The organism is Haloarcula sp. S1AR25-4 (genome assembly GCF_031624555.1).
GTDB lineage: Archaea > Halobacteriota > Halobacteria > Halobacteriales > Haloarculaceae > Haloarcula > Haloarcula pellucida.
Genome location: NZ_JAMQOR010000001.1, coordinates 821650 through 841575, shown reverse-complemented (window position 1 = coordinate 841575; position 19926 = coordinate 821650). Strand labels below are relative to the sequence as shown.

The following is a 19926-nucleotide window of genomic DNA, read 5'->3' as shown; positions in this document are numbered from 1 at the left end:
GACGAAATCCGCCCGCCGTGGTAGCGACTGGCCGGTAGCCGCGTTCGACAGTGACGGTTCGAGAAGAGACCGCTCGTGACGGTACTCGATCGCGGATCACTGCGTTCCCCGCTCGCTATTCGATGGGAACCCCTCCGATCGGTTCCGCGTTAGTCGTCCGCGCTTGCTTCCGCACCGCTCGCGACGACGTCGATCTCGCCGGCGTCGAGTTCCTGTTCGACTTCTCGGGCCGCCTGCACCATGTTCTCCATCTTGCCACGCGCAATCTCGCGAGGCAGGAGTTTCACGCCACAGTCCGGCGAGACGGTGAGTTGCTCCGGCGGGACGACTTCGAGCCCCTTCTTGATGTTGTCCTTGATGCTTTCGACGGACTCGACCTCCGCGGTGTGTGCGTCGAGGACGCCCATCGCGAAGTCCTTCGTGAACTCGTGTTCCTTGAACACGTCGAGTTGCTCGTAGTTCCCGTTGGCGAGTTCGAGGTCGTACTCGTGGACGGGGTAGTCCAGAATCTCGGGATAGATACGAGAGTAGTCGCCGTAACAGACGTGCAGGCCGAGTCGCACGTCGTCCGGAATCTCGTCGACGATGCGTTCGAGACACTCGCCGACGATGGCGTGGTCGTCCGGCGTCGTCGCCAGCGCCGGTTCGTCGATCTGGATGTAGCGCGCGCCGGCCTCGACCAGCGCCTCTATCTCCTCGTTGACGAGGTCGGCCAGTTCGTAGGCCAGTTGCTCCTCGCTGTCGTAGACCTCGTTGAACGACCAGTTCGCGAGCGTGTAGGGGCCGGTAATCGGGACCTTCACGGGTCGCTCGGCGACCTCGTCGGTGAACTCGAACTCCTCGACGAGCCACTGCTCGCCGTACTCGACTTCGTCGGCGACGGAGGGCTTATCGAAGTAGTTGTGGCCCCACACCTTCACGCGGCCGTTGAACTCGTAGCCGTCGATGCGGTGAGCGAAGTACTCGACCATCTCGTTGCGTCGCATCTCGCCGTCACAGATGACGTCGAGACCACAGCGTTCGTGCTCGTGCGTGATGAGTCGCGAGGCGTCGTCTTTCGACTCCTCCCACTCGTCCTCGCCGAAGTCGGCGTCCTCGTCCTCGAACATCTCGCGGGCGCGGTCGTGCCACTTCGGCTTGGGGTAGGAGCCGACGACTGTCGTCAGCAGGAAGTGGTCGTTCGGGTGATCCTCCGGTCGGAACTGCTCTCGTGGGCCAGTCATGCTTCCACCTCTTCTAAGTCAGCGGCGTTCGCAAGCGATTCCAGTTTGTCCGCGAACTTGTTGACGGGGAGATAGAACAGTTCGGTGTTCGCGGTGGCATAGACGGTGTCATAGACGGTGTTGGTCTGCTGTTCGAACCAGTCGATGCGGTCACGGATGGTCTCGGGGGACTCCACCAGCGTGTTCTGGCCGTCGACGACGCCGAGGGCGACGTCGTCTTTCGTCCCGTACTCCTGAACGTTGTAGACGTTGCTGTCGTGATCGGAGACGAGGTCGAAGCCGATGGCGTCGACGTCGGCGTCCATCAGGTGGGCGTAGGTCTTCTCTTCGATGGGACCCCAATAGGTGTGGGTGACCACGTCGGCGTCGGTGGCGTTCGCGACGGCGTCGATAGCTTCGCTCGCGCGTTCGTCCGTCCCGTCATCGGGGTCGTTCTCGACGAGCGACGGCTCTAGCAGGAACAGCGTCTCGACGTCGGGGAACTGCTCGACCTCGCCGGCGAGGAACTCGGCGATGGCGTCGAGGAAGGCGGCCTCGTCGCCGTAGTAGTCGTCGGTCGCGAGGTCCGCCAGCGAGTACGGGCCCGGCAGGACCGCCTGCAGGCCGTCGTCGACCAGTTCGGCCGCGGCGTCGAGTTCGGCGGCGACGTCGCCGTCTGCCGTCAGGTCGTCCTGCACGACCGGCTCTCGGTAGAAGTTGTTGTTGTCGTAGTAGCGGACGATGCCGCGGGTCTCGACGCTGTCGTGGACCGCAAGCGGGTGGGCGAGCATGTCGTCCCAGCGGAGCTGTCCTTCGACGACGCGGTCGAGTCCGGCGTCCTGCTGGAGCGAAATCACTTCCTCGCGAGCGCGGTCGTATGCGTCGACGATCTCTCCACCTTCGTCACCGCTGATGAGGTCCGTCTTCTGATGCCCCTTCAGGTCAGACAGTTCGTCCTTGGCCCAGTCCGGTAGCGGGAACAGGCCCGGTGTCGTGGCGACTATCTGTGTCATTGCACTCGGCTACGAAATGACGGGCTTTAATATTTCCTATTCGAGAAAATGCGCCAAAGTAATCAATTCCGCACGAACCGGAGGACGACGAGCCGTTCGTACGGATGCTTCTCGCTCGCGATCTGTTCGCCGACCAGCCCGTGCTGACGGGCGTATTCGCGGACTGCGTCGGGGTCGGTGAGGCTGCTGACGAGGAGGAGCGCCTCGCCGTCCGGCGCGAGTACCCGGCCGACCGATTCGAGGAACGGGTCGACGAGTCGCCGGCCGTCTTCGCCGCCCGAGAGGGCGTGTTCCATCCAGTCGTCCCACTCCTTTTCGGCCGGGGTCGGGAGGTACGGCGGGTTGAACGCCACGAGGTCGAACACCTCGTCGCGGAACGGGTCGACGAGGTTGCCTCGAACCGCCGTGACCCCTCGTTTGCGGGCCTGCTGACAGGCGAGCGGATTCACGTCCACGCCGACGGCGTCGGCACCGGCCTCGGCCATCGTCGCCGCGACGAACCCGGATCCGGTTCCGACGTCGAGCGTGCGGTCGCCGTCGTCGACGCGCTCGCTCACCGCTCGGGCGAGCAGCGCCGAGTCTTCGGCCGGTTGGTACACCGACTCGACGCCGCGCTGGTCGGCCAGTGCTGGCCGTCCGGACCCCTCGGTCTCGCCGCTCCCCCCGTCACCGCGCATCGGTCACGCCTCCGGGTCGCCGACGTCGTACGCCAACGTCGCGAGATCCGCGAAGTCCGCCGGCGTGAGGTTCCCGGCGCGGGCGCTCAGCAGGTCCTCGTCGGCGGCGTCGACCACCGCGTCCGGGTCGCCCAGTCCAGAGATGTGGGCGGTGTTCCGGACGGCGTTACGCATCGTCTTCCGGCGCTGGGTGAACACGGCCTTCAGGAAGTCCATGAAGAAGTCGTCGTCGGGGACGGTGTAGTCCGGTTCCCGGGGCGTCGTTCGCACGAGCGCACTCGTGACCCGTGGCTGTGGGTCGAACGCCTGCTTGGGCACCGTCTCGACGACTTCCACGTCGGCGTAGTGGCCCGCCGTCACCGACAGCCGGCCGTAGTCGTCCGTCCCGGGGTCCGCGGCCATCCGCTCGGCGAACTCCTGTTGGAACATCAGTACCATCGGACGACCGTGGGGCAGCAACCGGAACGCTATCTCGGACGATGCGCCGTAGGGCAGGTTCGAGATGCTCGCCGTGAACTCGGGGAGGGCAACGTCGAGTGCGTCGCCCTCGACGACGGTCAAGCGCCCGTCCGCGACCTCGTCGGCGAACTCCTCGCGCAGGTGGGCCGCGAAGTCGCGGTCCCGTTCGACGACGGTCACTCGGTCGGCGACCGCAAGCAAGCGGTCGGTCAGCGCGCCGGGGCCGCCACCGATTTCGAGGACGTGTGCGAGGTCCATCTCCGTCTCGACGGCGTACTCGGGGATGCGGTCGAGGACACGGTCGTCGACGAGGAAGTGCTGGTCCTGCCGGGTGTCGGCGCGTTTGCCCGCCCGACGGACGAGCGCGTCGGGGTCGCGACTGCCGGTCGGCGTCTCGGTCATTGTGACTCCGTAGACGGTCGGCGGTTGAAAAGACCGACTACTCGGCCCGCGCCGCCTCGGGCGTGGCTACCCGTCCGGGTCCGCCGCTCCGCTTCGAGGCGGACGCCTTCACTCGTTTACTCGTCGCCTTCGCCTTGCTCCACGGTTCACTCCGTTCCGCTTCGAGGGTTCGTTTCACTCACCCTCGCCTTGCTCTGCGGGTCGCTGTCGCCCCCCGCTCCGCTACGAGGGTTCGTTTCACTCACCCTCGCCTTGCTCGCTCCGGCGGACGAACAACCGATACTTCAGGTCGTCTTCGCGCAGTTCTTCGAGGATGCGCTCGATGAGTACCTCTTTGGGGTTGTGGAGGCCGCTGACCCGGTCTTCGAGGTCCTCGAAGCTCTCGAAGGGCTTTCGCTTTCGCTCGTCGAGAATCGTGTTTCGGAGTTTCTTCCCGATGCCCGGCAGGAGGTTCAACTGGTGGAGTCGCAGGGTAATCGGCTGGGCGTCGTTGTAGAAGTCGACGAATCGTTGCTGGTTGGCCTCGACGATCTCCTCGACGGCGTACTCCAGTTCCGAGCGGGCGCCGCTGGGGAGGTCGTCGAACTCTCGCTCCCGGACGCGACCGAACTCGGTCAGGTCGATGCGGTCCCCGAACGCGATGTCGGCGTCGTCCGAGAGCGTCAGTTCGTAGATGTAGAACTCCTCGATACCGAGGGCATATGCGAGCGGCTCTTTCTGGTGCTGGGGCCTGTCGTCGTCGCTTCGGCCGTGTGGGAGGACGTCGAGCACTGCCGCGACCATGTCGTCGCCACCGCTCTCCGTGCTGCTCATGTACTGCGGTACGATGAGAACGCACTTAATGGCGATGGATAGACGTACTACGCCCGGCGGGTCGAAACCCGGCCGTTCAGGCGTACTGCTTGACGATGTCGAGAATGTCGTCGAGTTCCTCGCCGGTGAGCGTGTAGCGCTCCTGTGCGAAGACGGCGCGGAGTTCGTCCCGGTCGAGGGGACGGAGGTTCGCTATCTTGTAGGCCGTCGCCTCGTCGACTTTCTCCAATTCCTGCAGTTGTTCGACGAACTCCAGAGACTCCTCGGGGTCGAGCAGGGCAAAGCGGTTGACGTGTTCGATGGCGCGCTTGAGTTCGTAGCGCATCTCACGCTCTTCGTCTGCCGCTCGTTCCATCTCGAGGTCCTCGAGGATCTCCTTGGTCTCGGCGACGGTCAGATACTCCTCGTCGACCTTCTCTTTGAAGATGGTCATCGCTCAGTTCAGTTCTCTTGGCGACGCAGGTGCGCGGGCTTGACGACGACCGTCTTCTGTTTGCCGCCGTCGACGATTTCGACCCGGTAGGCACGTCCCTGCTGGCCGGCGACGGTGCCGGTCTGGCCGTCGAATCGCGGGTGGAAGCGACCCTCGGGCACCGAGGGGTCGATCTTGAGGTGGACCTTCTCACCGTTTTCGAACTGCTCGACGGCGCGCTGTGGCGGCGAGGTACCACCGTCTCGGGGCTTGTTCTTGAGTTTGTTACGAGTACCTTCGAGAGGGCCGTTTGAACTAGGCATTCTTGCTCACCGCTTGTCCGGTCGCCCTAATAAAACGTGCGTTCCACGACTGCGGGCGGCACGGGTTCTCGCGGTGCCGCGGCTACCGAACTCGGGGAACGCGAAAACGGGAGCCAGTGGTTACAGGCGACCGACGCTGTCGACTTCGACGGACTCGACGCCGTCGACGTCGGCGAACGCTTCCTCGACGGCCTCGGTCCCACCGGCGTCGTCGGGGACGATGACGGTTGGGAGGAGTGCGACGAGGCCGAACGCGACGTCGTCACGCTCGAAGCCTTTGATCTTCGCTCCTTCGGGAAGCGACCCTTCGAGACGCTCTTGTAGGTCGTCGAGGTCGACTTCCGGGCTCTGCGGCATGATCTTGATTTTGGCGGCTACCTTTCCCATGGTTATGGACCCGTGAATCCGCAGTCGGGGCACTTGTAGAGGTTACTCTGCTTGCGGCAGGTCGAACAGCGGTAAATCTGCTGGCCGCAGTCCGGGCACTTGAACGCGGCGGCGTTCGTGCCGGCGATGTTGATGCCACACGAGACGCACTTTTGCGTCCGCTTTTGCTGGCTCTCGCTCATACCACCCCGTATCCGACCGCGGCTTTTAACGGTTGCCAAACGTCGCCGCCACCACGCGAGAGTGTGCCACAGTTAGCTCCCCGGGAGGATGTCGCCCAGTGCCGCACCGATCGCCATCGGTACGAACGCGACGCTACAGACGCAAAACGACGCCCAGACGACGGCGGGGTCGGTGGTCGACCACTCCACGACCCCCCAGCCAGTCAGGAGGGCAACGGCGACGACGAACGCCGTCAGAGTGACCCCGGCAAGCCGACGGGGGACGAGCCCGAGGATTCGGTTGGCCACTCGGACGTCTTGAAAGTCGGCGACGTAGAGGATACCGATGACCATCACGACAGCCGAGGCCAGCGTCCCCAACAGATACAGCGGGTGTTGGGCGATGTGGCGACCGGCCTCTACCGTTCCGCTCTCGACGGCCATCGGGATACCGAACAGGAGCGACCCGAGGACGGACTCCGCGAGGTCCTTGCGGTCGAACCCGTAGATGATACGACCGAAGACGACCGGTTCGTCGTCCTGAGCCTCGGCCGCCGCCCGCATCGCCTCTCTGACTTGCCTGCGTTCTTCCGGCGAGTCGACGATGGTCGCTAACTCCTCTAGTTCGTCGAATAGCTCACTGATGCCATCGTCGTCGGTCTCGAGGTCGTCGGCACTCATCGCTCGTCGACCTCGTCTGCGCGCGCTGTGACGGCCGGATTCAGTTCGCTGGGGCGAGTCGGCTCTCCGTTCGTCCACACGTAGAACCCCTCGCCGGTCGGCTTCCCGAGTCGGCCCGCTTCGACCGCCTCGCGGAGCATCGCCGGTGGGTCGAATCGCGCGTCGAGTCGCGCGGTCAGGTCGTCCAGTCCAGCGAGGACGGTATCGAGTCCCATGGCGTCGGCGCGCGCGAGCGGTCCCCGGTCAGCGTCGGCGCGCGTTGCCGCCCGGTCGATGTCGGGGATGGTGGCGACGCCGTCTGCGACCATCCTGACCGCTTCGACGATACTCGCGAGTTCGAGGCGGGCGGTGGCGAACCCCGGCACGTCCCGGACGACGATTGGCACGCCGTCAAGACCGCGTACGAACGTCGTCGCGCAGTCCCGCGTCGCCGCCGTCGTCTGATCCGCGAGGACGACCTCGACGACGTCGCTCGCCGTCGGCGCCGGGAAGTGCAGTCCTACTGCCCGGTTGGGTGCTTGTAACCCGGCCGCGACAGCGGTCACCGACACCGTCGTCCCGCCCGTCGCGACGAGGGTGTCCTCGGCCAGCATCGTCTCGACCTCTGCGAGCAAGTCCCGCCGAGACGCCAGGTCGCGGTCGGTGGCGTCGACGACGACGTCGGCCCCGTCGACGGCACTCTGCAGTCCCGTCGTGCCGTCGAGCGAGTCCGTGACGGCCACGTCGTCGAGGGTTCGGTCAAGTGCGTCGACGCTGTCCATCACAGTGGTTGGGTCCTCGTCGTACAGACGGACGGCGTGGCCTGCGCGCACGCATCGTCGGGTTGGGGCTCGCCCGTGTGGACCGGCCCCCAGTACGGCCACAATCATGCACCAACTACCGCACTCCCTCGGGTTAAGCGTTTATTCGGCCGCTATGGAGCCCCGGTCGGCGGGTTTTCCCCCCTCTAGGCGGTACCAACCACCCAAACATTTATACGTAATAGGCCTTTCTCCGTAAAAGAACACATGGAACGGCCGACGCGCCAGCGGGATACGGACCAAGAGGAGCGTGAGCAGGAGTCCGAGGACACTGGTCAACAAACTTGTCCCGAATGTGAGTCGGAGAATATCTCCAGTGACGGCGGGGGTGAACTCGTCTGTGAGGACTGTGGGCTGGTCATCGAAGACGAGAACATCGACCGCGGGCCCGAGTGGCGCGCGTTCAATCACTCCGAACGCCAGTCGAAGTCACGCGTCGGGGCGCCGACGACGCAGACGATGCACGATAAGGGGCTGACCACACAGATCGACTGGAAGGACAAAGACGCCTACGGGCGGTCCCTGTCCTCGGAGAAACGCTCCCAGATGCACCGTCTCCGAAAGTGGCAGGAGCGAATCCGGACGAAAGACGCCGGTGAACGCAACCTCCAGTTCGCGCTTTCGGAAATCGACCGGATGGCCTCCGCGCTTGGCGTCCCGCGGTCGGTGCGGGAAGTCGCCTCCGTCATCTATCGACGGGCACTGAACGAGGACCTCATCCGTGGCCGCTCCATCGAGGGCGTCGCGACGGCCTGCCTGTACGCCGCCTGTCGACAGGAGGGCATCCCACGGAGTCTCGAAGAGGTCTCGGACGTCTCACGGGTCGAGCAGAAGGAGATCGGGCGCACGTACCGGTACGTCGCCCAGGAACTCGAACTCAAGATGGAACCGGTCGACCCCAAGCAGTACGTCCCCCGGTTCGCCTCGGAATTGGACCTCTCCGAGGAGGTCCAGTCGAAGGCCAACGAGATAATCGACACCACCGCCGAACAGGGCCTGCTCTCGGGGAAGTCCCCGACGGGCTATGCCGCCGCCGCCATCTACGCCGCGTCGCTACTCTGTAACGAGAAAAAGACACAGCGTGAGGTCGCCGACGTGGCACAGGTGACAGAGGTCACCATCCGGAACCGGTATCAAGAGCAGATCGAAGCGATGGGCATCCACTGACTGCCCGCATCGTCACACTCGTCTCGTCCGCCGTTTCTCCGAACGCTGCTCGCCGCTAGTCGGCGGTCACCGTCACGACGCTGTCCCCGACAGTGACTTCCCGTATCGTCGTCCACGCCTGCAACGCGATGACGCCGAACCCGACTTTCGTCACCACGTCGAGGTAGACGATGACCAGCGACGCCGTCTCGACGTCGAGCAGACCGATTCCCGAGGCGCCGAGGAGCCAAACGACGGGATACACCATCCAGAGGACGACGACGAAGTTCCGCAGCGTCCGGTAGAGGCTCACTTCGAGATCGGAGAGCGCCGCGACTGCAGCGGACGCTACGGAGCCATACAGCAGGTACACGACGCCGGCGAAGCAGGCGGCGCCGAGGGCGAACAGGCCGTAGTTCAGCGGGTCGGGGACCACCGTGCCGGCGAACCCGAACACGATGGTCAGCGCCTGCAAGCCGACCAGTTTGGCGATATCGTCGCGAGCAGCCTGTGCGAGCAGTCCCAGATAGAGGACGTTGATGGGCGTCGTCACCAGCCAGTCCGCGTAGCGAACGACGTACACCGTGTGCCCGGCCGCCTGTATCCTGCCCACACCGAGCGTCAGCAGGACGTACGCGACGATGGCCACTCCCGGAATCGCCACCAGTAGCAGGTACCGCTTGCGCGTCGCTTCGGGGACGAGCGTGTAGCCGTAGGCCAGTACGGCCGTCCCGAGCAGTTCTCCGAGCAGTCCCAGCGTGAACCAGATAGTTATCGTGTCCATTGTCAGTCGTCCGTCGTGGCCGTCGCACCGCCGACACCCGCGGTGTCGGTGGTGTCGACGTCGAAGCGGTCGAGCAGCGATTCGAGGTCGTCCGCTCGCTCGCGGAGTTCCCGGGCGGAGTCGGCCACCTCCGCGATGGCGGCCGACTGGTCCTCGGCCGCCCCGGCGACGGTGTCGGCCTCGGTCGCCGTCTGCTGTGAGATGGTCGAGAGGTCGTCGATGGTGCCCATGACCTCCTGTGCCGTGCGGGCTTGCTCTTCGGTCGCCCGGTCTATCTCCTGAATGCCGGTGTCGACCTCCTCCGTGTACTCGACGATGGTCTCTAGCGCGTCGACCGTCTCCTCGACGGTGCCGACGCCCTCGGTGATGCGCTCGCTCGTCGACTCCATCGTCGCGACGGTGTCGCCGGCCTGCGACTGGATGCGCTCGATGCGCTGTTCGATGTCGCCGGCGGCGGATTTGGTCTCCTCGGCGAGGCCCTTGATCTCGTCTGCGACGACGGCGAACCCGGCCCCGTCGCCGTCGGCGTGTGCGGCCTCGATGGAGGCGTTCAGGGCGAGCATGTTCGTCTGTTCGACGATGTTCGTGATGACGCCGACTATCTCGCCGATCTCGTCGAGTTCCTCGTCGAGTGCGGTAATCTCTTCGACGGTCTCCTCGGTCTCGGCTTCGATGGCGCTCATCTCCTCGATGGCCTCCTGTGCGGCTTCGCGACCGTCTTCGCCCACCTCGGCGGCGGACTGTGAGGTGTCTGCCACCTGCTGTGCGGAGGCGGCGACCTCTTCTGCCGTCGCCGAGAGGTTGTCCATCTCGCCGGAGGCCTCTTGCAGTCGTTCGCTCTGTTCGGTGGTGCCCTCGAATATCTCCTGAATCGACTTCGAGACCTGCTGACTCGCCCGATCGACGCGTTCTGCGTTCGAGCCGACGCGGTCACTGGACTGGAGGACGTTCGCCGCGAACGCCTTCATGTCCGCGATGGTGCCTTCGAGCGCGTCGAGCGTGGCGTTTATCTCCGTCCCGACGTCGGCCATCGCGTCGCTCATGCTATCCTCGTCGACGCGGGCGGTCAGGTCACCGTTCGCGGCGGCCTCCAGCGCGTCGCTGTACTCGTCGGCTTTCAGTTCGAGATGGCCGCTGAGCGCCTGCATCTCGTTGCGCTCTTGTTCGACCTCCTCTTTTGCCGTCTGGGCCTCCTCGCGGGCGGCCTCGGCCTCCGAGATCTGTTCTCGGAGGCTCGACCGCATGTCGTCGAACGCGTTATAGAGCGTCCCGAACTCGTCGGTCCGGGACGTCCTGAGTTCGACGTCGAGGTCCCCGTCGGCCATCGACTCTGCCTTCGCGGAGAGACGCCGGAGCGAGGCGATAGTGTTCCCACCGATTGTCACCCCGACCAGTCCGAGGTTGATGACGGCGAGCAGGATGAGACCGACGAGGTCCGAGTTGATCTGGTCACTCAGCGCGTAGGCCTGTTCGGCGTTCGAGTGGACCATCACGACCCAGTCGTGTGACTGCAGTCGGGTGAGGCCCATCAGCATCGACCCCGTCTCGACGAAGGTGCTGTTGCCCGGGGCCAGCGAGGTGACCGGCTCACGCTCCAACTGCGAGACGGGTGCAGTCGTCCCGATCTTCGACGTGTTCGGGTGGGCGACGAACTCGCCGTCGGTGTTGACGACGGTGGTGTACGACCCCGACCGCTGATTCGAGATGTCGTCCGCCTTCGATTCGAGGTCCGTCATGTAGACGATAGCGCGGTTCTCCGCGCCCGGAACGGGCGAGACGACGGCGATGATCGGGTGGTCGACGACGGCGACGTTGAACGGTTCGGTGACGTGCGTGTCGTCCGGGTCGCTGAACGAGGGTGGGTCCGTCGCGAAGGGGGCACCTTGCTCGGCGGCGTTCACGCCGACGAACTGCTCGTTCGAGCTAGCGACGATTTCACCGGTACCGGTGTTCACGTAGTGGACCGCGACCACGTCCGGCGGCACCTCGTCGTTCGCTACGAGGTCCGTCAGTCTGTCCTGTATCTCTGTCTGCGATCCGTCGGTGAAGACTGGTAGCCGTGAGGTCGTCCGCACGTCCCGCCGCGTCGTCGTAAGCCACGCGTCCAGCTGGCTGGCCTGTGTGTCGGACAACGCGGTCATGTCACTGGCGACGTCGTCTTCCAGCGTTGCGGAAGCTTGCAGGCTCACGACGGCGCCGAACGCGACGATGACGACGATAGCGAACGCGAGCGCGACTCCCAGCCGCGCGGCGTAGCTATCCCCGACGACGCTCGGGAGTGGCGAATCCCTGTCTGTTGGCATCTCCAAAACGTATGGAAAACGTCGGTTAAAGGCTTCCTCCGCCATTTTCACACCTGATAAGCCGGACGCCGACGGGTGGACTACCCGACTCGCGCCAAAACAGTGATACGTTCTCACCGTCGATTGTGTTCGTATCGCGCCAATGACGCCGGAGTCAGGTGGGGGAGCGGCACCCAGCGCCGTCGTGGCGGACGTACTGACCGGGGCGAACGTCGACCGGGACCGTCTGCCGACGCTGCTGGCGTTGCTGGAGGTAGGAGACCGGCAGGTTCGTCTCGGGGCAGCGACGGCGCTCTGTGTCCTCGCCGAGGAGCATCCGAACACGGTGGCGTACCTGACCGGACGATTGCTCGACCGGATACAGAGCGACGACGACCTCCCGGCCGCCCTCGCACTCGACTATCTCGCCGCTCGCCATCCAGAGACCGTCGAGCGAGAACTCGACGCGCTCCTCGGGGCCGACGAATCGTCCTACGACGTCGAGCAGCCGACGCCGATGCGTGGCAGCCTCGGAAACCGGGACATCGGACGGACGACGCTCGCCGGGGCCGGTGTCGCTCCCGGGCCGCGGCGCGTGTACACCGACGAGGCCGACGCCGACGGTGACACGGAGGAGGAGGCCGAGGACGTCCCGGACGAACTGGCCGACGAAACGGGCCGAACCATCCCCCAGCGTCCGCGGGCGAACGACGCCGAGTGGCTCTCGCTGGTCGAGTACGAGAGCCGGTTCGAGACGCTCACCGTTCTGGCACCACGGGACCGTCGACGGTACAGCGACACGTACCGCACCCTCGGCGTCGTCGACGACGAGGAGTACGCCGTTGCCCTCCGTATCCTCCGTGGCGGCGACACTCGGGACACGGGCTACCGCTCGGGCCTCCGCAATCGCCTGTCCGACTGGGCGTCGGTGGGCGACGAGGCCAACGTCGTGACGCTGTACGATTGGCACGAGGACCCGCGGTTCTGGATCGCCAGCGAGTACACCGACCAGCGACTCGCCGACCGGGACCGTCTCCCGCCCGCCGAGGCGGCGTGGCACGCCGAACGACTCGCGAGCGCCCTCGCGACGCTCCACGAACGGGGCATCGTCCACGCCGGCATCGACCCGACCGCCGTCGCGTACTACGGGAACGTCCTCCGAGAGGGCGACCGACAGCCACCCCTGCTCGACAACGTCGGCCTCCTCTCGGTGTACAGACAGCACGCCGATCCGTCACAGTTCTTAGACCCGCGCTACGCCGCACCGGAGTACTACGAGCGGCGTTTCGGTCGCATCGACCACGCGACCGACATCTACCAACTCGGCGCGGTCTGTTACCGCCTGTTCACCGGACAGCCACCCTATCGGGGCGAGTTCGACGCGGTCCGCGAGCAGGTGCTCCGCGGGCCGCCACCCGTCCCGACCGACGTGGCCGACGTGCCCGCGGAACTCGACGCCATCGTCGGGAAAGCGATGGCGACGAAGAAACTCACCCGCTACGAGACGGCGACACATCTTGCGCAAGAGCTACGTGCTCTCAGGGACCCACAGGAGGACGATGGTGGGTAGCATCGCGGTGGGGTTACCGTTCGCGCCGAACAACCCGAACCTGACGTTCATCTTCTTCATCGCACTCACGTTGCTGGTGGTGCTGGGACTTCGGTTCAGTTTCTACGCCTACCGCAACCGGCGGGAGAGCGAACTCGTGGCCGAACACAGACTGTGGGACTACCTCGCACTCGTCGGCCTCCTCGCGGTCGGGTTCGCGGTCCTCGGTCTGGTCGAGATTCTGACGACGTACGTGTTGCCGTTCAAGAGCGCGCTGTTGCTCGCACACGTGTTCCTGCTCGCGGTGACGATGCGGATGCTCTATCGGAGCGTCGTCCCCGCTGCGGCCGACGGCGGGACCTCTCGCGAGCGGACCCTGACCCGGGCGGCGGTTCTCGGCGTCGCCGTCGTCTTCGTCGGGTTCGCGCTCGTCGGTCGCCGGCCGGCGTTGCTGGCCGTGCTGAGCGGTAGTGCCCTCGCCTTTGCCGGTTCGGGGTTCTCCTTCGGACGGCGCGGGGCCGCCGAGACGCGCGTGCAGGGCACCGTCGTCGATACCCTCCTCCGTCACCTCCTCCCGGTCCTCCTGTTCGCGTCGCTGGTACCGGCCGTCGAAATCGCCGTGCTGGCGGGGCTAGACCGCGTCATCGTCCTCCACATACAGGTGGTGTTCGTCATCATGACCGCGACGACGCTGATGACGGCGACCATCAAACTCCGGCAGAACCTCGCTAGCCTGTAGCACTATCCTTTTGCTGGCACCCGTCCACGTATGGCCCATGCGTGCAGTCCGATTTCACGAACACGGCGGTCCCGATGTACTCACAGTCGAGGAGATTCCTCGGCCAGCACCGGATGCCGACGAGGTACTGGTCGACGTGGACGCGGCGGCTATCAACCCCGTCGACACGTACTTCCGCGAGGGCGGGTACGACCCCGGCGAACTGCCGTGGATTCCGGGGTCGGACTGTGCGGGAACGGTCGCCGAGGTCGGGGCCGACGTCGACGGCTACGACGAGGGCGACCGCGTCTTCGCGACGGGACTGGGCAACTGGCTACAGGGGGCCTGTGCCGAGTACGCGGCCGTCCCCGAGTCACACCTCGCCCACCTCCCCGACGGCGTCGACTTCGAGACGGGCGCGGCGATAGCGCTCGTCGGCGTCACCGCGTGGCAGACGCTCGTCGACGCCTGCTCGTTGGAACCCGGCGAGCGCGCCCTGATTCACGGCGGGAGCGGCGGCGTCGGTCACGTGGCCGTCCAGTTGGCCGCCGCGACGGGGGCGCGTGTCACGACGACGGCCGCGCCGGAGTACCACGACCGATTGCGGGCACTCGGTGCCGACGACGTCTTCGACTACCGCCGCGAGGACCTCGAAGACGCGGTCGTCGAGGCCGGTCGACCCGACGTGATTGTCGACCACCGCCTCGACGACTACCTCTCGTTCGACGTCGACGTCGCCGCCCAGAGCGCCCGCATCGCGGCGATGGGGAACACGGACCCGGCCGCGACCTTCGAGAACGTCCCGCAGTGTCGCGCGAAGGACGTGTCGGTCCACCACGTCTCGATGTTCAACACGCCGGACTTCGGCGCGGTCCTCGGTCGCCTCGCGAACCTGCTGGAGGACGGCGACCTGACGGCCGAGGTAGCCGACACGTACCACCTCGTCGAGGTGGCCGACGCACAGGAAGCCGTGATGTCGGAGAGCTTCCTCGGCAAACTGGTCGTCACGCCCTGACCCTTTAACCGCCTGCCGCGCCTCTCCGTTCACATGTCCGTCACGTTCGACATGGGCGGGGAGGTCGCACTGGTCACCGGCGTCGGCGGGGCACTCGGCAGTGCCGTCGCCAACGCCTTCCTCGAAGCGGGCGCTACCGTCTGTGGCGCTGACGTGGTCGAACCCGACAGCGAGGACTTCCAGCTATCGGACCCCGACCGCATCCACTTCCATCGAGGCGACTTCACCGACGAGGACGACGTGTCGTCGGTCGTCGACCGCGTCGTCGACGAACACGGCCGTCTGGACTACCTGCTGAACATCGCCGGCACGTGGCGCGGCGGCGACCCGATACACGAGACCGAGGTCGACACGTTCGACTTCCTGTTCGACGTCAACCTGAAGACGATGTTTCTCGCGTCGAAACACGCCTTACCCCACCTACAGGAGACGGGGGGCGCTATCGTCTCCGTCTCCGCTCGTTCGTCGCTCGAAGGCGGTGAAGGCGACGGTATCTACCGTGCGACGAAGGCCGGGGTACGACTGCTGACGGAGACCATCGCCGCGGAGAACCTCGGCACGGTCCGCGCAAACGCGGTGATGCCCAGCGTCATCGACACGCCGATGAACCGCGAGATGATGCCGGATTCGGACTTCGAGAAGTGGGTCGACCCGGCCGACATCGGTGCGACGATGGTGTTCTTGTGTTCCGACGCGGCGTCGGTCACGAGTGGCGCCGCCGTCCCGGTCTACGGGGAGGCGTAGACCGAGGGGAGGCGGCGCTGCTGCGGAGCGCTGAGACGACGCCTACCGAATCCGAAAGAGAGGAACGACGACGGTGGGGAGTCGCCGTCGTGTCGCACGATTGCCTGTCCACACTGGCGGTAGACGAGAGACGTTGGGATACCATGACAATGTGGCTCTTGACTGGTTGGTGCTGGCAGCGAGTGTGGACGGATGATACTCACGGGGCGCGGCATTAGTGCGTTGATAATATTGGTATATAGGGCTCAATGGGTCACGTGAGCGGGGGTGCCACGGCGTGATATCGAGGCCGAATCACAGCGGTTAACCGGACGAACGAGATAGGGCGCGTCTATGAGCGAACGAGAGACGTGGGCCACGCGGGTCGGGTTCATCCTCGCGGCTATCGGGAGCGCAGTCGGTCTCGGGAACCTCTGGCAGTTCCCGTTCAAGACCGCAACCAACGGCGGGGCGGCCTTCGTCGTGTTCTATCTGGCGGCGGTCGTCCTCGTCGGGTTCCCGGCGATGCTCGCCGAGTTCGTCGTCGGCCGCCGGACCAACGTCAACGCCGTCGACGCGTTCGGCGAACTGGGCCACAGACAGTGGCGCGTCGTCGGCGGCCTCGCCGTCTTCACCGGGTTCTGGATTCTGTCCTACTACAACGTCGTCGGCGGGTGGGTCATCCGCTACGTCGTCGGCAGTGTCACGGGCGCGTACTTCGCCGACCCCGGTGGCTACTTCGGGGCCGTCTCCTCCGGCCCGGGTGCTGTCCTCGCACAGGCCGCCTTCCTCGCCATCGTCGTCGGCATCGTGGCGCTGGGCATCGAGGACGGTATCGAGAAGGCGACGAAAGTGATGGTCCCCAGCATCGTCGTGTTGATGGTCGCGCTCGCGGCGTGGGTCACGACGCTGCCCGGCGCGGCCAAGGGCTATGCCTTCTTCCTCTCACCGAACGTCGACACGATGGTCGCAAACGCCGGGAGCATCATCCCCTTCGCCGTCGGACAGGCCTTCTTCACGCTCTCGTTGGGGATGGCGATCATGATCACGTATTCCTCGTACGTCGGCAGCGACGACAACCTCGTCTTCGACGGTGGGACGGTCGTGGTCACGAACACGCTGGTCGGCGTCCTCGCCGGCCTCGTCGTCTTCCCCATCCTGCTCACTATCGGCGCGGAGGTCACCTCCGAGACTGGCGGGGCGGGAGCGCTGTTCGTCGCGACGGCGGCCGGGTTCGGGTCCGTTCCCTTCGGTCGCGTCTTCGGCGTCGTCTTCTTCGGCGTCGTCCTCATCGCGGCGCTGTCGTCGGCCATCAGTCTGCTGGAAGTGACCGTCTCCTACGCCAACGACAACTTCGGGATACCGCGACCGTACCTCGCGACCGCGGCGGGGGTCGGCCTGTTTGTACTCGGCCTCCCGTCGGCGTGGGACACCGCCTGGCTGACGTGGTTCGACCGCTTCGCCTACCAGGTGTTCCTGCCGGTCTCCGTGCTCGCGCTGGTCGTCTTCGTCGGGTGGGTCGTCGGACACGACGCCGTCGACGAACTCACGCGGGGGACCGAAGGCCTCGGTCCCGTCGGGCCGGTGTGGCTCTGGACGCTCCGTCTGGTCGTCGTCGTGGCCATCCTCGGCACGCTTGGCCTCGGTATCAACGAGATGTTTCTCGTCGAGAACGCCGACTTCTTCCAGCCGTTCTGATGTGCGTGCAACGCTCTCCGTACGACGGTCGACGCGCGGGAGGACGGTGAGACGATGGTGCGAGCCACGTGGCGGACGCGACTCGGGTTCGTCCTCGCCGCCGTCGGGAGCGCCGTTGGCCTCGGGAACATCTGGCGGTTCCCGTGGCTGACCGCGACCAACGGCGGCGCTGCGTTTCTGCTCCTGTACGTCCTCGTCATCGTCCTCGTGGGCGTCCCCGGGTTGCTCGGCGAGATGGTCATCGGCCGGCGGAGTCGCCGGAACCCGGTCGGCGCGTTCGGCGCGCTTGGCGGGCGGCGATGGCGCGTCCTCGGCGGCGTGGCCGTACTCGCCTCCGTCGTCCTTCTCTCGTTTTACTCGGTGGTCGGCGGGTGGATTCTGCGGTATGCGCTCGCCAGCGCGACCGGCGCGTACTTCGGGAACCCGCAGGGGTACTTCGCCGCCATCGACTACGGCGTCGGCGCGGCGGGCTTTCACGTCCTGTTCCTACTCGCGACGATAGCCGTGGTCTACGCGGGCGTCGACCGCGGTATCGAAGTGGCGACGACGGTGATGGTGCCCGGTATCGTCGTCCTCTTTGGCGCGCTGGCCGTCTGGGCCGCGACGCTACCGGGCAGCGCTGGCGGCTACGAGTTCTACCTCTCGCTGGACGTGGGCTACCTCCGGGCGAACTTCGTCGACGTCCTCGTCGCCGCGGCGGGACAAGCGCTCTTCACCCTCTCTGTCGGGGCCGGTGCGATGCTCACCTACGCCTCCTACGTCGACGAGGACCGCTCGCTGGCCGCCGACGGAACCATCATCGCCGGGCTGAACACGGGCATCGGCGTCCTCGCGGGCCTCGTCATCTTCCCGCTGCTGTTCTCGCTGGGCGTCTCGCCGGGCGAAGGAGGCCCGGGCGCACTGTTCGTCAGTCTCGCCGGCGCGTTCGCCGACCTCCCGTACAGTCGCGTCGTCGGCGTCGTCTTCTTCGGCGTCGTCCTGCTTGCGGCACTGTCGTCGGCCATCAGCATCTTCGAGGTGCTCGTCTCGTACCTCGTCGACGAACACGACCTCACTCGCTCGCAGGCCACCGCCGGCGTCGGCGGCCTGTTTCTGGTCACCGGGAGCGTCACCGCGCTGTCGCCGTCGCTGTTCGCACTGCTTGCGAACACTGTCGCCAACCTCGTCCTGACCGCCGGACTGCTCGGATTCCTGCTGTTCGACGGGTGGGTGCTGGGGAAGGCAGCGCTCGACGAGTACGAGAAAGGGGCCGGCCCCGTCGCCCGGATGGTCGGCCTGCCGTGGTACTACGCCGTCGCCGTCGCCCTTCCGCTGTTCCTCGCGTTCACGCTCGTCTCCGGTCTAGGCGGCGTCGTCGGCGTCTCGGTCACCGCCCCGCAGGCGGCGGGCGTCGCCGTCGTGGGTGTCGTCGGAGCCATCCTGCTCCTCCGGACCACGGCGGACGCCGCGACCTAACGGCGCTCGCCGTCACACGGGATAGAAACCCGGAAAGGCCTCCGACCCGTCCCACACCACGATGGAACGCGGACGCATCGACGTGGGGGCGCTCTCGGGGGGCATCGACCTGCAAGCGACCGTCGAGAGCGGCCAGTCTTACCTCTGGGACCGCGAGGACGGCGAGATGTACGAGCGGACGGCCGCCAGCGGCGGCGACGCGTGGTACTGGACCACAGTTCGGGTCGACGGCGACCCCCACGTAATCCGGGTCCGGCAGACCGACGGTGCCCTCGTCTGGGAGTCGTCGTTCGACGCCGAATCGCGCCTCCGGACGCTGCTGGGCCTCGACGACGACCTGCCCGCGATTCGCGAGACGGCCCCGCCAGACGCCGTCGTCGACGACGCCTACGACGCCTACTGGGGGATGCGCATCGTCCGCGACCCGTCGTTCCCGACGCTGATTTCGTTCATCTGCTCGGCCCAGATGCGCGTCGGACGCATCCACGGGATGCAACAGGCCATACGCCGGGAGTTCGGGGAGGCGGTCACGTTCGACGGCCGAACCTACGACGCCTTCCCGACGCCAGCGGCGCTGGCCGGGGCGAGCGAGACGGACCTGCGGGACCTGAACCTCGGTTACCGGGCGCCCTACGTCAAGCGCTCGGCCGAGATGGTCGCCGAGGGCGAGGCCGACCCGGGAGACGCGGCGGGGCTCCCCTACGAGGACGCCCGCGAGGAACTGACCGAGTTCGTCGGCGTCGGCGAGAAGGTGGCCGACTGCATCCTCTTGTTCTCGCTGGGGTATCTGGAGGCCGTCCCGCTGGATACGTGGATTCGCCAGACCATCGAGGAGTACTATCCCGAGTGCGAACGAGGGAACTACACGGACACCTCCCGTGCCATCCGCGAGACGCTCGGCGGCGAGTACGCGGGCTACACGCAGACCTATCTGTTCCACTTCTTACGAAACGGCGGAAAAGGCGAGGAGTAATGAGTCTCCGGCAGTGTCGGCAGTCTCTGACCTGGGTGAGCGCGGCATGAGCGCCGCCACACTCACGCGCCCCGTCGAGGCCCATCGCGAGGGTGATGACGGCGTCAGCGAGATCGACCCCGCGCAGAATCGCGTCGGCGCCGCAAGGCCAACCTCGACGCGTCGTTCATCGACAGCGACCGTTACGACGAGACAACGAAGCAGGGCACGAGATCCGCGAGCAGACCGTCGCCGGTCCCCGACGACGTCGAGA

General features: G+C 66.1%; 21 protein-coding genes. 8 read left to right on the top strand and 13 right to left on the bottom strand.

The genetic code is table 11. The features are described from left to right. Window positions 1-149 precede the first annotated feature (149 nt). From NDI85_RS04355 to NDI85_RS04305, 11 genes are all read right to left on the bottom strand, one after another. The gene (locus NDI85_RS04355) at window positions 150-1223 is read right to left on the bottom strand and encodes a methionine synthase (RefSeq protein WP_188994319.1); all 1074 of its coding nucleotides are present in this window, start codon (window positions 1221-1223) and stop codon (window positions 150-152) included. Then, the gene (locus NDI85_RS04350) at window positions 1220-2215 is read right to left on the bottom strand and encodes a 5-methyltetrahydropteroyltriglutamate--homocysteine methyltransferase (RefSeq protein ID WP_188994321.1); all 996 of its coding nucleotides are present in this window, start codon (window positions 2213-2215) and stop codon (window positions 1220-1222) included. Before NDI85_RS04350 ends, NDI85_RS04355 begins: the two co-directional genes overlap by 4 nt. A 62-nt stretch (window positions 2216-2277) precedes the next feature. Next, on the bottom strand, window positions 2278-2892 hold the full coding sequence (locus tag NDI85_RS04345; RefSeq protein WP_188994323.1) for a HemK2/MTQ2 family protein methyltransferase: 615 nt from the start codon (window positions 2890-2892) through the stop codon (window positions 2278-2280). Window positions 2893-2895: 3 nt separating this feature from the next. Continuing rightward, window positions 2896-3753 (bottom strand): 16S ribosomal RNA methyltransferase A, encoded by an 858-nt coding sequence (locus tag NDI85_RS04340; protein WP_310915036.1) that lies wholly within the window; start codon window positions 3751-3753, stop codon window positions 2896-2898. 237 nt (window positions 3754-3990) lie between these two features. After that, a complete protein-coding gene (locus tag NDI85_RS04335) occupies window positions 3991-4566 on the bottom strand; it encodes a DUF655 domain-containing protein (protein ID WP_188994326.1) in 576 nt (191 codons plus the stop codon). 76 nt (window positions 4567-4642) lie between these two features. After that, window positions 4643-4999, bottom strand: coding sequence for an RNA polymerase Rpb4 family protein (locus NDI85_RS04330; RefSeq protein ID WP_188994328.1), 357 nt, complete (start codon window positions 4997-4999; stop codon window positions 4643-4645). 8 nt (window positions 5000-5007) lie between these two features. Beyond that, window positions 5008-5301 carry a 50S ribosomal protein L21e gene (locus NDI85_RS04325; protein WP_166969359.1) on the bottom strand — a complete coding sequence of 98 codons (294 nt, stop codon included), beginning with the start codon at window positions 5299-5301 and terminating at the stop codon, window positions 5008-5010. Window positions 5302-5421: 120 nt separating this feature from the next. After that, complete coding sequence (locus NDI85_RS04320) at window positions 5422-5688, bottom strand: elongation factor 1-beta (RefSeq protein WP_166969361.1); 267 nt, start codon at window positions 5686-5688, stop codon at window positions 5422-5424. 2 nt (window positions 5689-5690) lie between these two features. Continuing rightward, a complete protein-coding gene (locus tag NDI85_RS04315; protein ID WP_166969363.1) occupies window positions 5691-5870 on the bottom strand; it encodes an HVO_2753 family zinc finger protein in 180 nt (59 codons plus the stop codon). A gap of 72 nt (window positions 5871-5942) precedes the next feature. Then, the gene (locus NDI85_RS04310) at window positions 5943-6530 is read right to left on the bottom strand and encodes a DUF2391 domain-containing protein (RefSeq protein ID WP_310915035.1); all 588 of its coding nucleotides are present in this window, start codon (window positions 6528-6530) and stop codon (window positions 5943-5945) included. Then, on the bottom strand, window positions 6527-7399 hold the full coding sequence (locus NDI85_RS04305; RefSeq protein ID WP_310915033.1) for a 3-hydroxyacyl-CoA dehydrogenase family protein: 873 nt from the start codon (window positions 7397-7399) through the stop codon (window positions 6527-6529). The genes NDI85_RS04310 and NDI85_RS04305 overlap by 4 nt, the downstream gene beginning before the upstream one ends. A 138-nt stretch (window positions 7400-7537) precedes the next feature. On the opposite strand from NDI85_RS04305, the gene NDI85_RS04300 reads away from it, so the two are divergent. Then, window positions 7538-8497 (top strand): transcription initiation factor IIB family protein, encoded by a 960-nt coding sequence (locus NDI85_RS04300; protein WP_166969369.1) that lies wholly within the window; start codon window positions 7538-7540, stop codon window positions 8495-8497. A gap of 55 nt (window positions 8498-8552) precedes the next feature. Here the strand turns inward: NDI85_RS04300 and NDI85_RS04295 are convergent, their stop codons facing one another. Then, window positions 8553-9260 (bottom strand): bacteriorhodopsin, encoded by a 708-nt coding sequence (locus NDI85_RS04295; protein WP_310915030.1) that lies wholly within the window; start codon window positions 9258-9260, stop codon window positions 8553-8555. A 2-nt stretch (window positions 9261-9262) separates the two neighbouring features. Then, window positions 9263-11563 carry a methyl-accepting chemotaxis protein gene (locus tag NDI85_RS04290; protein WP_310915028.1) on the bottom strand — a complete coding sequence of 767 codons (2301 nt, stop codon included), beginning with the start codon at window positions 11561-11563 and terminating at the stop codon, window positions 9263-9265. 142 nt (window positions 11564-11705) lie between these two features. On the opposite strand from NDI85_RS04290, the gene NDI85_RS04285 reads away from it, so the two are divergent. The 7 genes from NDI85_RS04285 (at window position 11706) to NDI85_RS04255 (ending at window position 19673) form a co-directional block, all read left to right on the top strand. Continuing rightward, complete coding sequence (locus NDI85_RS04285; RefSeq protein WP_310915026.1) at window positions 11706-13112, top strand: protein kinase domain-containing protein; 1407 nt, start codon at window positions 11706-11708, stop codon at window positions 13110-13112. Further along, window positions 13102-13830 (top strand): hypothetical protein, encoded by a 729-nt coding sequence (locus NDI85_RS04280; RefSeq protein ID WP_188994339.1) that lies wholly within the window; start codon window positions 13102-13104, stop codon window positions 13828-13830. Before NDI85_RS04285 ends, NDI85_RS04280 begins: the two co-directional genes overlap by 11 nt. Before the next feature lie 37 nt (window positions 13831-13867). After that, window positions 13868-14824, top strand: a complete 957-nt coding sequence (locus NDI85_RS04275; protein WP_310915024.1) for an NADPH:quinone reductase — start codon at window positions 13868-13870, stop codon at window positions 14822-14824. Window positions 14825-14857: 33 nt separating this feature from the next. After that, entirely contained in the window at window positions 14858-15568 is a 711-nt protein-coding gene (locus tag NDI85_RS04270; protein WP_310915022.1) for an SDR family oxidoreductase, read from the top strand. A gap of 333 nt (window positions 15569-15901) precedes the next feature. After that, on the top strand, window positions 15902-17245 hold the full coding sequence (locus NDI85_RS04265) for a sodium-dependent transporter (protein WP_310915020.1): 1344 nt from the start codon (window positions 15902-15904) through the stop codon (window positions 17243-17245). Between the two features lie 54 nt (window positions 17246-17299). Further along, entirely contained in the window at window positions 17300-18700 is a 1401-nt protein-coding gene (locus tag NDI85_RS04260; RefSeq protein ID WP_188994348.1) for a sodium-dependent transporter, read from the top strand. Between the two features lie 61 nt (window positions 18701-18761). Next, the gene (locus NDI85_RS04255) at window positions 18762-19673 is read left to right on the top strand and encodes a DNA glycosylase (protein ID WP_310915019.1); all 912 of its coding nucleotides are present in this window, start codon (window positions 18762-18764) and stop codon (window positions 19671-19673) included. Window positions 19674-19926: the final 253 nt, after the last annotated feature.